15 protein-coding genes are annotated in these 14531 nt (G+C 67.1%); 14 read left to right on the top strand and 1 reads right to left on the bottom strand.

What is annotated here, in order from left to right; genetic code table 11:
• The first annotated feature begins 130 nt into the window (after positions 1 to 130).
• The 10 genes from fabD (at position 131) to F790_RS0107240 (ending at position 8787) form a co-directional block, all read left to right on the top strand.
• Positions 131 to 1075, top strand: a complete 945-nt coding sequence (gene fabD / locus F790_RS0107285) for an ACP S-malonyltransferase (RefSeq protein ID WP_083938860.1) — start codon at positions 131 to 133, stop codon at positions 1073 to 1075.
• A 32-nt stretch (positions 1076 to 1107) separates the two neighbouring features.
• Positions 1108 to 1845: a 3-oxoacyl-ACP reductase FabG gene (gene fabG / locus F790_RS0107280; RefSeq protein ID WP_018869395.1), complete on the top strand. Its 738-nt coding sequence runs from the start codon at positions 1108 to 1110 to the stop codon at positions 1843 to 1845.
• Positions 1846 to 1972: 127 nt separating this feature from the next.
• The gene (acpP, locus tag F790_RS0107275) at positions 1973 to 2212 is read left to right on the top strand and encodes an acyl carrier protein (protein ID WP_018869396.1); all 240 of its coding nucleotides are present in this window, start codon (positions 1973 to 1975) and stop codon (positions 2210 to 2212) included.
• A gap of 111 nt (positions 2213 to 2323) precedes the next feature.
• Positions 2324 to 3544, top strand: a complete 1221-nt coding sequence (gene fabF, locus F790_RS0107270) for a beta-ketoacyl-ACP synthase II (RefSeq protein ID WP_019022045.1) — start codon at positions 2324 to 2326, stop codon at positions 3542 to 3544.
• Positions 3545 to 3562: 18 nt separating this feature from the next.
• On the top strand, positions 3563 to 4918 hold the full coding sequence (locus F790_RS0107265) for an aminodeoxychorismate synthase component I (RefSeq protein WP_019591235.1): 1356 nt from the start codon (positions 3563 to 3565) through the stop codon (positions 4916 to 4918).
• The gene (locus F790_RS0107260) at positions 4915 to 5721 is read left to right on the top strand and encodes an aminotransferase class IV (RefSeq protein ID WP_198004657.1); all 807 of its coding nucleotides are present in this window, start codon (positions 4915 to 4917) and stop codon (positions 5719 to 5721) included. The genes F790_RS0107265 and F790_RS0107260 overlap by 4 nt, the downstream gene beginning before the upstream one ends.
• The gene (mltG, locus tag F790_RS0107255; RefSeq protein WP_026279456.1) at positions 5708 to 6751 is read left to right on the top strand and encodes an endolytic transglycosylase MltG; all 1044 of its coding nucleotides are present in this window, start codon (positions 5708 to 5710) and stop codon (positions 6749 to 6751) included. The genes F790_RS0107260 and mltG overlap by 14 nt, the downstream gene beginning before the upstream one ends.
• The gene (gene tmk, locus F790_RS0107250; protein WP_019022049.1) at positions 6751 to 7386 is read left to right on the top strand and encodes a dTMP kinase; all 636 of its coding nucleotides are present in this window, start codon (positions 6751 to 6753) and stop codon (positions 7384 to 7386) included. The genes mltG and tmk overlap by 1 nt, the downstream gene beginning before the upstream one ends.
• A complete protein-coding gene (locus tag F790_RS0107245) occupies positions 7383 to 8408 on the top strand; it encodes a DNA polymerase III subunit delta' (RefSeq protein ID WP_018869402.1) in 1026 nt (341 codons plus the stop codon). The genes tmk and F790_RS0107245 overlap by 4 nt, the downstream gene beginning before the upstream one ends.
• A 40-nt stretch (positions 8409 to 8448) precedes the next feature.
• Positions 8449 to 8787 (top strand): PilZ domain-containing protein, encoded by a 339-nt coding sequence (locus F790_RS0107240; protein WP_018869403.1) that lies wholly within the window; start codon positions 8449 to 8451, stop codon positions 8785 to 8787.
• Positions 8788 to 8793: 6 nt separating this feature from the next.
• Here the strand turns inward: F790_RS0107240 and F790_RS0107235 are convergent, their stop codons facing one another.
• On the bottom strand, positions 8794 to 9924 hold the full coding sequence (locus F790_RS0107235; protein WP_019591233.1) for an aminotransferase class V-fold PLP-dependent enzyme: 1131 nt from the start codon (positions 9922 to 9924) through the stop codon (positions 8794 to 8796).
• A 267-nt stretch (positions 9925 to 10191) separates the two neighbouring features.
• Here F790_RS0107235 and F790_RS0107230 point away from each other — a divergent pair, with 267 nt between their 5' ends.
• From F790_RS0107230 to F790_RS0107215, 4 genes are all read left to right on the top strand, one after another.
• On the top strand, positions 10192 to 11562 hold the full coding sequence (locus F790_RS0107230) for a KamA family radical SAM protein (RefSeq protein ID WP_019591232.1): 1371 nt from the start codon (positions 10192 to 10194) through the stop codon (positions 11560 to 11562).
• Between the two features lie 3 nt (positions 11563 to 11565).
• Positions 11566 to 12924 carry an adenosylmethionine--8-amino-7-oxononanoate transaminase gene (locus tag F790_RS0107225; protein ID WP_019591231.1) on the top strand — a complete coding sequence of 453 codons (1359 nt, stop codon included), beginning with the start codon at positions 11566 to 11568 and terminating at the stop codon, positions 12922 to 12924.
• A 251-nt stretch (positions 12925 to 13175) separates the two neighbouring features.
• On the top strand, positions 13176 to 13865 hold the full coding sequence (locus tag F790_RS0107220) for a LuxR C-terminal-related transcriptional regulator (protein ID WP_019022054.1): 690 nt from the start codon (positions 13176 to 13178) through the stop codon (positions 13863 to 13865).
• Positions 13862 to 14398 (top strand): CsgE family curli-type amyloid fiber assembly protein, encoded by a 537-nt coding sequence (locus F790_RS0107215; RefSeq protein WP_019022055.1) that lies wholly within the window; start codon positions 13862 to 13864, stop codon positions 14396 to 14398. The genes F790_RS0107220 and F790_RS0107215 overlap by 4 nt, the downstream gene beginning before the upstream one ends.
• The last annotated feature ends 133 nt before the right edge of the window (positions 14399 to 14531 follow it).

Below are 14531 nucleotides of genomic sequence, written 5' to 3'. Positions count from 1 at the left end.
GAACTCAAGGGAAACCCCCTGTTTTTCGTTTTACGGACACGGTGCCGGTCGCGTTGCGGGGTTTGCCGGGGGCGGCGTCAGCGCCTAAACTACGCCCGCTTTCTCATCCAGTGAATTTCGGACACGAACCATGACAGTTTCCTGGGCAGCGGTTTTTCCGGGACAGGGGTCCCAGTCGGTGGGCATGCTCGCCGATGTCGGTGATGATTTCGCCGTGGTGCGCGATACCTTCCAGGAAGCCTCGGACTGCCTGGATGCCGACCTGTGGAGCCTGGTTCAGCACGGACCGGCGGAACAGCTTGACGAGACCCGCTGGACTCAGCCCGTGATGCTGGCGGCCGGCGTGGCCTGCTGGCGGATGCTGCGTGAACAGGGGGTGCCGGAGCCCATAGCGGTGGCCGGCCACAGCCTGGGCGAGTACAGCGCCCTGGTCGCGGCCGGGGCCCTGCGGTTTCGGGATGCGGTGAGTCTGGTCGCCGAGCGCGCCCGGGCCATGCAGGACGCCGTGCCCGCAGGGGAGGGAGCCATGGCCGCGATCCTCGGCCTGGAGGATGCCGACGTGATCGCCCTGTGCGAGGCACAGGCGGACGGCGACACTCTGGAGGCGGTGAACTTCAATGCACCGGGACAGGTGGTGATCGCCGGCACGGCCGGGGCCGTGGACCGCGCGGTGTCGGCGGCTCGCGATGCGGGCGCCAAACGGGCGCTGAAGCTGCCGGTGTCGGTCCCCTCCCACTGTGCGTTGATGCGCCCGGCGGCCGAACGTCTGCAGGCGGTGCTGGACAATACCGAATTCCGTGCCCCGGAGATCCCCGTGTGGCAGAACGCGACTGCCGCACCGGCGAGCGACGTGGACAGCCTGAAGGCCCGTCTGGCGGAGCAGCTGTACCGCCCGGTGCGCTGGGTGGAAACCGTGCAGGGGCTGCGCGATGCGGGCGCCGGCGTGCAGGTGGAATGTGGTCCCGGTCGGGTGCTGACCGGCCTGGCGAAACGCATCGACCGTTCGATTGATCATCCGGACGTGGCCGATCGGGCCACCCTGGAAAGCGTCCGTGACCGGCTGACCGCCGGCTGACCGCCCATTTCCCAACAGCAAGGAAACCGTTGATGTCGGAAAACCAACGAATCGCTCTCGTGACCGGGGCGAGCCGCGGCATTGGCGCGGCCATCGCCCGCCGTCTGGCGGAACAGGGCATGCAGGTGGTGGGCACCGCCACCAGTGACGCCGGCGCCGGCCGGATCTCGGAGGCCCTGGCCCCCTGGGGTGGCCGCGGGGTCGCCATGGACGTCACCGATGCCGAATCGGTCAGGACCGCGCTGGAGGACATTCAGGCGACCGAGGGCGCCATCGAGGTACTGGTGAACAACGCCGGCATCACCCGCGACAATCTGTTCATGCGCCTGAAGGACGAGGACTGGGATGCGGTGATCGACACCAACCTCACCGCGGCCGCCCGGCTCACGCAGAAAGTGATCAAGGGCATGATGAAGGCCCGCCGCGGGCGGGTGGTCCTGATCGGCTCGGTGGTCGGGACGGCCGGGAATGCCGGACAGACCAACTACGCCGCGGCCAAGGCCGGGCTGGCCGGCTTCGCCCGCTCCCTGGCGCGCGAGGTGGGTGCCCGCAACATCACCGTCAACACGGTGGCCCCCGGGTTCATCGACACCGACATGACGCGCGAGCTGGACGAGGCGACGCGCGAACGTCTGCTGGGCGAGATCCCGCTGGGCCGGCTGGGTGATGCCGAAGAAGTGGCCGCGGCGGTGGGCTTTCTGGCGTCCGACGAGGCCGGGTACATTACCGGCGAGACCCTGCACGTCAATGGTGGCATGTTCATGCACTGATTCATGCACTGAGCCACGGGCCCGTTACGCGGAGCCCTCCGCCGGGGTTGTGGATCACGGCGGTGCTTTTCAATAGAATGGCGGACCTTTACCGGACCCGCCTCATATCCAAGGGGATGTTTCAACCATGAGCAGCATTGAAGAACGCGTCAAGAAAATCGTTGTCGAGCAGCTGGGAGTCAAGGAAGAGGATGTCACGAACGCCGCCGCTTTCGTCGACGATCTGGGCGCGGACTCGCTTGACACCGTCGAACTCGTGATGGCGCTCGAGGAGGAATTCGAAACGGAAATCCCCGACGAGCAGGCCGAAAAGATCACCACCGTGCAGCAGGCGATCGACTACATCAACGAGCACGCCAAGGACTGATCCGGTCCATGGTCGCGGCGATGGGGTGCGCGCCCGCGCCGGGCGCCCCCTTTTCGTCGTCTGCGTGCAGCCGTCTTTCGAGGGAGAACATCATTGGCTAAGCGACGTGTTGTGGTCACCGGCCTCGGCATCGTGTCCCCGGTCGGATCCACCATCGACCAGGCCTGGTCCAGCATCAAGGCCGGGAAGAGCGGGATCACGCCCATCGACGTGTTCGATGCCTCGGACATGCCGGTCAAGATTTCCGGCGCGGTGCGGGACTTCAATGCCAATGACTATGTCCCGGTCAAGGACCAGAAGAAGATGGACACGTTTGTCATCTATGGTCTGGCGGCGGGGCTCCAGGCCCTGGATGATTCCGGGCTGTCCGCGGACAGTTCCGATCCGGAGCGGATCGGGGTCGCGATCGGTTCCGGCATCGGGGGGCTGCCCTACATCGAGCGTTCCTACGGGGCCTACCTGAAGGGCGGGGCCCGCAAGATCTCCCCGTTCTTCGTGCCCAGCGCCATCATCAACATGGTGGCGGGCAATCTCTCCATCATGCGGGGACTGGAGGGGCCGAACATCTCCATCGTCTCCGCCTGTGCCACCGGCACCCACAACATCGGTGACGCCGCGCGCATGATTGCGTATGGCGATGTCGACGCGATGGTTGCAGGCGGGGCCGAGATGGCCACCACGCCGCTGGGCATTGGCGGCTTTGCCGCGGCGCGCGCGCTGTCGACCCGCAACGACGACCCCGCCCGCGCCTCGCGGCCATGGGACGCCGACCGGGACGGTTTCGTACTCAGTGACGGGGCCGGGGTCATGGTCCTTGAGGAGTACGAGCACGCGAAGGCCCGCGGTGCGAACATCTACTGCGAAATCGCCGGGTTTGCCTGGAATTCCGATGCCCACCACATGACCCAGCCGGTCGAGGACGGCAGCGGGGCATCCAAGTGCATGGTGCGGGCGATGAAGGACGCGGGCGTTGAGGCGGAGGAAGTGGGGTACGTGAACGCCCACGGGACCTCCACCCCGGCCGGGGATCTGGCCGAGACCGAGGGGCTCAAGCGGACCTTCGGCGATCATGCGAAGAACCTTCTGGTCAATTCGACCAAGTCCATGACCGGACACCTGCTGGGTGCCGCGGGCGGGATCGAGGGTGTGTTTACCGCGCTGGCCCTGCGTGATCAGGTCTCGCCGCCAACCATCAACCTGGACAACCCGGGCGAGGGCTGCGATCTGGATTATGTCGCCAACGAGGCCCGTGACATGAACACCCGCGTGGCGCTTTCCAACTCCTTCGGATTCGGCGGCACTAACGGAACCCTGGTGTTCCGCGCCATCTGACGCCGGCCTCGCGCGGGCATGGCCGTCGAAAGGCTGCCCTCGGGGATCGATCTGGCGATCCTCGCAGGGCGTTTTCCCCAGCGTTATCCGCATCTGCTGGAGTCGGCCCTGATCGGGCAGGCGCCGGCGCGCTTTTCCATCCTGTTTGCGTTCCCCGGGCGCACGCTGGACGCCGGCGATGGCGACGCATTGCTGGCAGCGGCCGATGTCGATCTGGGGTCTCCGCCGACGGCGTACACGCCGGCCCCCGAACATGCCCACCTGCCGTTCTTCGGGGGCTGGTTCCTCTATGTGGGCTACGAATTCGCCTGGTACCTGGAACCGGCGCTGGGATACTGCGCACCGGATCCGTGGTTGCCGACGGCCGTTGCGACGCGGTTTCCCGCCGCGCTGATCCGCGATCATCACGAAGGGGTCACCTGGTGGGTGGATGCCGGGGATGATCGCGCGCGACGCGAGCAGCTGGAGGCCGATCTGGCGGTGGTGGCGGCGGATGCCGCGGCGGGCCCGGGTGGCGGCCACCTGCCGGCGCTGCAGATCGAGGAGGACGATCCCGAATATTACCGCGCGGCCGTGCGCGGGGCGCTGGAGTACATCCGCGCCGGGGATACCTTCCAGGCCAACCTGTCACGCGAATGGCACGCGCGTGCGAACCGGCCCCTGGATACCGGCGAGCTCTATCGGCGCCTGCGGGGTGCCAACGCTGCGCCGTTCGCGGCCTGGCTGCGGCTGCCGGGAGCGGAGGTGATCAGCTCCTCGCCGGAACGTCTGGTATCGGCGCAGGACGGTGTGGCGGAAACCCGGCCGATCGCCGGGACCCGCAGGCGCGATCCGGATGCGCGGGCCGATCGTGAGCTGTATGGCGAACTGGAGGTCAACCTCAAGGAGCGCGCCGAGCACGTCATGCTGGTGGACCTGGAACGCAACGATCTGGGTCGCGTGGCGCGCACCGGCAGCGTGCGGGTCGCCGAGCTGATGACCATCGAGAGCTACCGCCGGGTCCATCACATCGTCTCCAGCATCACGGCTCGGCTGCGGCCGGGGACGCGCGCGGAACAACTGCTGCGCGCGACTTTCCCCGGCGGGACCATCACCGGATGCCCCAAGATCCGCTCCATGCAGGTGATCCAGGAACTGGAAGGCCGGGTGCCGCGCGGCGCCTACACCGGATCCTGTGGTTATGTCAGTGATCATGGTCGCATGGATACCAATATCCTGATCCGTACCCTGGTGGTTCGGGATCGGGAACTGCGTTTTCGCGCCGGTGCCGGGATCGTCGCCGATTCGGACCCCGACCAGGAGCTGGAAGAGACGCGGCACAAGGCGCGCGGGCTGCTGGATGCACTGGGTGCCGACGTGGAGCGCGCGGGGTGAGTCGGGCGAACGGTGGTTCCGGATCGGAGGTGACGGCCGACGATCGCGGCCTGCTGCTGGGCGACGGGCTGTTCGAGACGGTGCTGGTACGTCAGGGGCATGCCTGCCTGTGGCCCCGGCATCGGGCGCGCCTCGAGCTGGGGCTGCAGCGCCTCGGCTTTCCCGCACAGGACCCGGAACGGTTGCGCGAAGAAATCGAGGCGGCGGCGGGGCCCGGGGAACGGCTGGTGCGTCTGACGCTGACCCGGGGCCGCGGCCCGCGGGGCTATGCACCTCCGGAGCAGCCGGCGGTCACCCGGCTGGTCCGTGCCGGGCCGGAGCTGTCCCGTCCGGACCCGGCGGAGGCGACGCCGCTGCGCATCGGGTTTTCGACGATACCGGCCAGCGTCAATCCGGCCCTCGGCGGGATCAAGCACCTGGGACGCCTGGAAAACGTGCTGGCGCGCATGCACTGGCGCGAGGGCGAGGATGAGGCGATCCTGGAGGACGCGGTCGGCCGGATTACCTGTGCAACGCAGGGGAACCTGTGGTTGCGCGAGGGGACTCACCTCGTGACACCGCCGGTCGACGGGGCCGGAATCGCCGGCACGCGGCGTGCCTGGGTGCTGGAAAACGCCGAGGCATTCGGCGTCAGCACCGAGGTCGCCTGGCCGACGTACGAGCGTCTGGAGGCCGCCGACGGACTGTATGTAAGCAACGCGCGGCTGGGGCTGGCCGCGGGCGTGTTGATCGGGGGCGGGGCGGCGAGGACCGAGCCTGCGGCCCTGCAGGCGCTCAGGAGGGCACTGCATGAAACGGATTAGGAAGATCATGGCGGTAACGGGCGTACTGACGCTCGTTGCGGTCGCGGCCGGGGCGCTGTGGCTGGCCGACTGGTATCGGGGCCAGCTGGAACGGCCACTGGCCCTGGAGGAGTCGCAGCGCTTCGAGCTGCAGCCGGGGACCGGGTTGCGCAGCCTCAGCCGGGAGTTCGAACGCCGCGGCTGGGTGGAGTCGGCGCGGGTGGTCGAGGTGTATGCGCGGCGACAGGGTGTGGCGGGCCGGCTCCAGGCCGGCGAGTACGCGGTGGATGCCGGGATGACCCCGGCGGAACTGGTCCAGGCCATGGCACGTGGCGACGTGGTCCGGCACCGTCTGACACTGCCGGAAGGCTGGACCGTGCGCCAGGCACTCGCTGCGGTGCGCGGGCATGATGAACTGGACCCGCCGGCGGAGTCGGTAGGGGTCCATAATCTGCCGGATGTTCTGGGCCTCGACGACATCGAGCATCCCGAAGGCTGGTTCCTGCCGGATACCTATTTCTTCGGCTCCGGGACCGACTCGCTGGACGTCCTGCGGCGTGGCCACGAGGCAATGCGGGCCACGCTGGATGCGGCCTGGGCGGGGCGTTCCGAGGATCTGCCGCTGGAGGATCCGTACGAGCTGCTGATCCTGGCCTCGATCGTGGAACGCGAGACCGGGCGCGGCGACGAGCGTGATCGGGTGGCGGCCGTGTTCGTGAATCGCCTGCGCGAGGGGATGCGGCTGCAGACCGATCCCACGCTGCTGTATGTGCAGGAGACCGGCGTGCAACGACTGACGGGCGCGGAGCTGGAGCGGGATCATCCGTACAACACCTATACCCGGCCAGGGCTTCCGCCGACGCCCATCGCACTGCCGGGCCGGGCCGCCATCGAAGCGGCCGCGCGGCCGGCGGACACCCGGGAGTTCTTTTTTGTCTCGCGCAATGATGGAAGCCACCATTTTTCCGAGACCTATCGCGAACATCGCGAGGCCGTGATTCGCTATCAGCTGGATGGCGACGCGAGCCGCTACGGCCGAAGGGGACGTTGATGACGGGGCAATTCCTGACCCTCGAGGGCATCGAAGGGGCCGGCAAGACCACCCAGATGGGAACCCTGGTCGAGGCACTGGAGGCGGCCGGCCAGCGGGTGTGCGCGACCCGCGAGCCCGGGGGCACCGGGCTGGGCGAACGCCTGCGCGGCCTGTTGCTGGATCCGGACCTGCCGGAGATGATCCCTGAAGCGGAGCTGTTGCTGATGTTCGCGGCGCGCGCGCAGCATCTCGCCGAAGTGATCCGCCCGGCCCTGGATGCGGGACAGTGGGTGGTCAGCGACCGTTTTACCGATGCGAGCTTTGCCTACCAGGGCGGCGGGCGCGGTCTGGGCGACACTCGGGTTGCAGCACTGGAGGACTGGGTGCAGGGCGATCTGCGCCCGGATCTGGTGATCCTGCTCGACATCGACCCGGCAACCGGACTGCAGCGGGCCGTGCAGCGGGGACGTCGGGACCGCATCGAGCGCGAGGCAGAGGAATTTTTCGAACGTGCCCGCGCGGCTTACCGGCGCCGGGCCGATGCAGAACCGCAGCGCTACCTGGTGGTGGATGCCTCGGCGGATGCCGCCACCGTGGCACAGCGGATGCTCGAGGGGCTGCGCTGCCGCGGTCTGCTGGAGGCGTCCACGTGAACGAGCCGGGCGCGGTGCCGCCGTGGCTCGCGCAGCCCTGGGAGACGCTGGTGCAGCGTGCGGCGGCCGGGCATCTGCCCGGTGGCCTGCTGGTCACCGGCGCCGAGGGCGTGGGCAAGGGCCTGCTGGTTACGGCTCTGCTCCAGCGCCTGTTCTGCGAACGGGCTGCGGGCACGCAGCCGGCCTGCGGGGAATGTGGCGGGTGCCGCAGTTTTGTCGGGGGCGTGCATCCGGAGTTGCACGACGTGATGCCGCCGGAGTCGGGCAAGGACATCCCGGTGGATGCCGTGCGCGAAGCCGGTGAGTTCCTGGCGCTCAGCGGCTCCGGTGACTGGCGCGTGCTGCGGCTGCATCCGGCGGACGCCATGAACGCGAGTGCGGCCAATGCGCTGCTCAAGACACTGGAAGAGCCCCCGGCGGGCGGGCTGATCGTTCTCGAGAGCGCGCGACCCTCGGCCCTGCCGGCCACCATTCGCAGCCGCTGCCAGGATCTGCATCTTCCGTCGCCGGATCTCGAGGCCGCACGTGACTGGCTGGCCGCCGGCGCGCCGGAGCCTGCGGCGGTGGACGAGGCCTGGGCGGCCAGCCTCGGACGCCCGGTGGTCGCGGCCGAACTCCTGGCGGATCCCGAGCGTCACGCCGCCTGGCGACAGGAACGTGAGGCCCTCGCGGAACTGTTGCAGGCTCGTGAGCTGCATTCGGCGGTCACGCAGCTGGCGCGCTGCAACCTGGAGACCCTGCTGCCGCGCTGGCAGGCCCTGCTGTTGTCGGCCCAGCGCTGGCTGGCGAGCGGCGAGGTGGATCGATTCGGCGCGCAGTTCCCGCAGGACCGGCTGCAGGCCTTTGCCCGCGAGCGCGGGGCGCGGGGACTGGCCTCGCTGGTCCAGGAATCGCGGCGCTGGCAGCGCCAGGCGCGCGCGCAGCTGAACCCGCAGCTGCGGCTGGAAGACATGGCGGCGGCCATGCTGGCGCAGACGACGGCGGGGCGGCTGGCATCCCGGGGGCGCTCCGGGGCATACTGAGCGCCGCTGCAAAAACCACTGTGGAAATCGGGGAGGGCTCATGGCCGGGCAAGGGATGCTGACCTTGGCAATCAAGGAAAAACCCGCGCTGTATGCGGCGTACATGCCCTTTGTGAGCAACGGCGGGCTGTTCATTCCTACCGACAAGTCGTACAAGCTGGGCGATCAGGTCTTCCTGCTGCTGTCCCTGCTGGACGACGGCGATCGCCTGCCAACGCCCTGTACGGTGGTGTGGATCACCCCGCCACGGGCCCAGGGCAACCGCCTGCGCGGTATCGGAGTCCAGTTCAACACCTCCGACAAGGGGCAGACCCGCCGCCGCATCGAGGATCACCTGGGCGGCATGCTCAATTCGGATCGCAAGACTCACACCTTCTGAACGGCCTTACCGGACCGGCAGGGCCTCGCGCAGTCCCTCCACCGCGCGGTCCAGGTCCGCGGTCTCGTGGTAGAAATGCGGGGAGAAACGGATCCCGCCGCCGCGCATGGCGCACAGGATGCCATCCGCCTGCAGCCGGTGGTAAACGGTCTCCAGGGGGGTGTCCCCCAGCAGCCCCGCGGAGGGCCGGAAGGTCAGGATGCCGGCGCGGCGGTGGCGGGCACTGAGGATTTCGCAGCCCAGCCCGCGCAGGCGATCCTCGAGATGCAGCCAGTGCTCCCGGATCTCTTCGTCCACCCGGTCCATGCCGGTTTCCAGCAACAGCGACAGACTGCCGTGGAGCGCCTGGATGCCCAGCATGTTGGGGCTGCCGGGCTCGAAACGCCGGGCGCCGGGCGAGGGCGTCAGCGCGGGATTGTCGAAGTCCCCGGCGTGCTCGAGCATGTGCCAGCCGTATTCGTTCAGCTCCAGGCGATCACGGACCTCGGGATTGACGTAGAACAGACCGATGCCCTCCGGCGCGAGCATCCACTTGTGCGCGTCGGCCATCACGAAATCGGCACGGCATCCCGGCGCGTCAAAGGGCAGGGCGCCCAGATGCTGGATGGCGTCCACGCAGAACAGAATGCCGCGCCCGTGCAGCTCGTTACCGAGGAACTGCACGTCCATGCGCAGGCCCGAGTCATAGCGCACCGCACTCGCGGACACCAGGGCCGTGGCATGGTCGCAGGCCCTTAGCAGATCCAGCTCGGGCTCCTCGCCGATGGCGACCTCCCGGACTTCCAGGTCGTAACGTTGGGCAGCGGCGTGCCATACCACGCGGTTGGAGGGAAACTCCCCCTCGGGAATCACGATGTTCTGCCCCGATCGCCAGGGCAGACCGAAGGCCACCATGGACAGCGCCTCCGAGGTGTTCTTCACGAAGGCCACGTCTTCCGCTTCGGGGGCACCGATCAGTTGCCGCGCCAGCTCCCGAGTGGCGCTGATGGTTTCCAGCCAGCGTCCATAACCCCGCGAGCCGTGATGCAGGTTCTCGCGGGCGAAGGCCTCGACCGCTTCGGCGGTGCGCCGGGGCCACGGTCCGACCGCGGCATGGTTGAGGTGGATGATGTCCTCATGGGGGAATTCCGGGTGCATGACGCCCTCCTTTCAGGTTCGGCGAGGGTAACCCACACTGCCGCAGGGGTGGTAACCTGAGAGTCACGCGAAATCTCTTGTCCGCCCGCAAGGTGCTTGATAACGTACGCGTCGCTGTTTCCCTGACGCCGCTCACCACCGAGGCGGCAGCCCTCGCCCCGAAGGCCCGCCGTGTGACCGCCTCGGTCCCGAAGTAACCGTAATTCCCACGATCGCGACGGCCCGGAGGGGCGGAGCGGGCGCATCGACCGTCGACAGGAGGCACGGATGAATTCCGTTCTCAAGTTCTACCGGGACCCGGAGATGGGCTCGATCGAGCCACGTGACTTCAAGGTCTACAACGATCGCAATCTGGACCGGATCGAAGCCCTGGAGCGCGTGCCCGAGTCCATGCGTTTCGACATGCGCGTGGTGTCCAGCGTGCTGCCATTCCGTATCAACGAGTACGTGATCGACGAGCTGATCGACTGGGACAATATCCCGGACGACCCGATGTTCCAGCTGACCTTCCCGCAGCGGGAGATGCTGTCCCCGGAGGCCTACGAGCGGATGGCTGCGCTGCATCGCCGCGGGGCCGAGCGCAAGGAGATCGCGGCCCTGGCGAAGGAGCTGCGGGATGAGCTGAACCCGCATCCGGCTGGCCAGATGGAACTGAACCGGCCCAACGAGGATGACGGCGAGGTCATGAACGGCCTGCAGCACAAGTATCGCGAGACGGTGCTGTTCTTCCCCAGTCAGGGGCAGACCTGCCATTCGTACTGCACCTTCTGCTTCCGCTGGGCCCAGTTCGTGGGGGACAAGGAACTGCGTATCGCTTCTACCGATGCCGATCTGCTGCACCAGTACTTGCGCCAGCACCCGGCGATCTCCGATCTGCTGATGACCGGCGGCGATCCGATGGTCATGAAAACCAGGAACCTGCGCGGCTATCTCGAAGCCCTGCTGGACCCCGGGCTGGAGCATGTCCAGACGGTACGCATCGGAACCAAGGCGCTGTCCTTCTGGCCCTACCGTTTCGTGACCGAAAGCGATGCCGATGACCTGCTGCGGCTGCTGGAACAGCTGATCGAAGGCGGCAAGCACGTGGCGCTGATGGCGCATTACAACCATCCCAACGAGCTGCGCACGCCGATCGCCCGCGAGGCGATCCGCCGGGTGCGTGACACCGGCGCCGAGATCCGCGCCCAGGGCCCGCTGCTGCGCCACATCAACGACGATCCGCAGGCCTGGGCCGATCTGTGGCGCGAACAGGTGCGGCTGGGGATCATCCCGTACTACATGTTCGTGGAACGCGACACCGGCGCGCGGCGCTACTTCGAGGTGCCCCTGGCGCGCGCCTGGGAGGTCTATCGCGAGGCCATGCAGCAGGTCTCGGGGCTGGCTCGCACCGCGCGCGGGCCATCCATGAGCGCCGATCCGGGCAAGGTGGAGATCCAGGGCGTGACCGAGATCCGCGGGGAGAAGGTCTTCGTGCTGCGCTTCATCCAGGGCCGCAACCCGGACTGGGTGCAGCGTCCGTTCTTTGCCCGTTACGACGAGAACGCCACCTGGCTGAATCAGCTGAAACCGGCTTTCGGCGAGGAGAAGTTCTTCTTCGAGGACGAATTCGAGGCGATGAAGGCCGGCCACGGGATCTGACCTATGAGCAACGAAGACGTACGCCGGCGCGACCTGCGGGCCCTGTGGCATCCCTGTACCCAGATGAAGGATTACGGGGAGGAGGGCACGCTGCCCCTGCTGCCGATCGAGCGGGGCGAGGGCGTATGGCTGTACGACTTCGACGGCAACCGTTACCTCGACGCGATCAGCTCCTGGTGGGTGAACCTGTTCGGCCACGCCAATCCGCGCATCAACGACGCGCTCAAGGATCAGGTCGACCGGCTGGAGCACGTGATCCTGGCCGGCTGCACCCATGAGCCGGTGGTGGAGCTGAGTGAACGCCTGATCGACATCACGCCGGCAGGGCTCGACCGGGTGTTCCTGGCCGACAACGGCTCGGCCGGCGTGGAAGCCGCGCTCAAGATGAGCTTCCACTACTGGCGCAATGTCGGCCAGCCGCAGAAGACCCGCTTCATCGGGGTCTCCAACGCCTATCACGGAGAGACCATCGGCGCACTGTCGGTCAGTGACGTGCCGCTGTACCGGCATACCTACGAGCCGCTGATGCTGGACGTGATCAATGTCCCGGGGCCCGACTGCTTCCACCGCGAGCCGGGCGAGGACTGTGCCGACGTGGCCCGCCGTCAGTTCGCGCACATGGAACAGGCCCTGGAACGCCACGCCCACGAGGTCGCCGCGGTCATCATCGAGCCGCTGGTGCAGTGCGCCGGTCACATGCGCATGTTCGACCCGGAATACCTGCGCCTGCTGCGCGACGCCTGCGACCGCCATGGCGTGCACCTGATCGCCGACGAGATCGCGGTGGGCTTCGGCCGTACCGGGCCCCTGTTCGCCTGCGAGCAGGGACCGATCACGCCCGACTTCCTGTGCCTGTCCAAGGGCCTGACCGGCGGTTATCTGCCGATGGCCGCGCTGCTGACCACCGATACGGTCTATCAGGCGTTCTACGACGATTACGAAAAGCTCAACATGTTCCTGCACTCGCATTCCTACACCGGGAACCCGCTGGCGTGCCGGGCCGCGCTGGCCACGCTGGACATCTTCGAGTCCGAACCGGTGCTGGAGCGCAATCGCGAGCTGGCCGCGCACATTGCACGGCGCCTGGAACCGCTCAACGATCACCCGCACGTGGCCGACGTGCGCCAGCACGGCATGATCGCCGCGGTCGAGCTGGTGCAGGACAAGGCCAGCCGGACCCCGTATCCGTGGCAGGAGCGGCGGGGCCTCGATATCTATCGCAACGGTCTGACCCGCGGGGCGCTGCTGCGCCCGCTGGGCAACGTCTCCTATCTCATGCCCCCCTACGTGATCACCGAGGAGCAGATCGACTTCCTCGTGGAGGTCATGGGCGAGGGCATCGACATCGCCACCCGCGACTGAAGCGGACCGGCATCACGCTTTCACTCCAGGGGCTTGACCACGCCGGAAGAGCGGCGCATAAAGGACCTGTACCCGCACCATGCGGACGTTTTCGTAGTCATTCATTCATTTTCGATAATTTTCGAATGACCTTCGTAACCCGTTCGCGCGCCGACGTACCAGATTTCTACTACCCGCGGGCGAGCGGCGCAGGGTGGCGGGCAGGAGTTTTCCGGAAAAGCGGCCGTTCTGCGGCCAAGGAGCTGACCGCGATGAGTGACGTCGATGCCGAGCGTTCCATCGTTTTTATCACCCCGATCACGCCACAGGCACAACTGTTTTTCGATTACGTATCCGAGCAGACCGGGATGCCGGTTACGGGGGTGGAGCCCCGGGCTCCGCGCTGGACCGAACAGCTGCTGGATTCGGCCCTGATCCTGTTTGACGCAACCGCATTGACGATGGATGACATCGCCTTTGTGGAGCAGGCCCTGGTGCACAATGACGATCTGACCATGGCGGCCTTCAACGTCCGGGACGAGAACGAGGCCGTCGATTTGCTGGATCGGCTCTACCTGCAGGGTGTCTTTTACCGAACCGACCGGGCGGAGTTGATCTGCAAGGGCATTCAGTCCCTGTTGCATGCCGACTGGTGGATGTCCCGGCACCTGATGACGCGGCTGATCCGGACGTACCGCCGTCGCCGGATCAACGTCTTCCGTCCCTCTTGTGGCCTGACACAAAGGGAGGTCCAGATCCTCCTGATGCTGGGGTCGGGAGCCACCAACCTGGAGATTTCAAAGCAGCTCTTTATCTCGGAACATACCGTAAAATCACACCTTTATAACGTGTTTCGAAAAATCGAAGTCAGGAACCGCACCCAGGCGATTGCCTGGGCGAGGGAGAATCTGGGTGTGCCGCCGGTCAACCTGACAGAAACCTGTCAGGCGATGCACGCATGATTCCCCCGGTCCGTTCTTCGCCGGGCGTTCTTGCGGGCTTGGTGGTGGCCGGGATTGTGTGCCTGGTCCCCTGGGCTTCGGTCGGGGCCGGGGAATCCTCCCCGGTGGAGGTCGATGCCCCCACGGACCTGGAAGGCGAGCCGGAAGCGGAGGCCAACGAGGGAGCCATTCTTCCATCCCGCCCTCCGCGCCCGGCCGGCGAGCCCGGGCTGGGGGCGGTGGTGGTGGACCGCACCATTACCATGATGGGCAAGACGTTCTTTCGTCGTTTCGCTCAACTGCGGCTGGAAAGCGGCGTTTTGCAGAGTACCGATCTCACCATCGTGGAACGACCGTCGGCACGCTTCGGTAGTCAGATCTGGGTGACGACCCGGGGCAGCGAGGTGCTGTTCGCGGCGACGCTCCCGCCACGCCCGTCGGAGATCATGGACATTGCCGACTCCGCCGCCGAGCAGGTGGAAACTGCGCTGGTGCAGCGGGAGCTCGAACGGCTGTTCCGCGACGGCAGCGACCTGGCCGACGAGGAATTCTGACCCCCGGCGGGGGGTATGAAAGACCTGCTACTTCCGCGGGCTGAACAAGTGGGAGAAAGTCCATCCGCCGCTCCATGCCTTCGGCGGATGGGCCCGCGCCCCGCATGGCACCACACTCGATACCGAGTCCATT

Origin of the sequence: Thioalkalivibrio sp. ALE20 (assembly GCF_000381405.1) — a bacterium.
In the GTDB taxonomy this organism is placed as follows: Bacteria; Pseudomonadota; Gammaproteobacteria; order Ectothiorhodospirales; family Ectothiorhodospiraceae; genus Thioalkalivibrio.
Note: the sequence above shows the minus strand (reverse complement) of the source record. Positions and strands in the feature narration are given on the sequence as shown.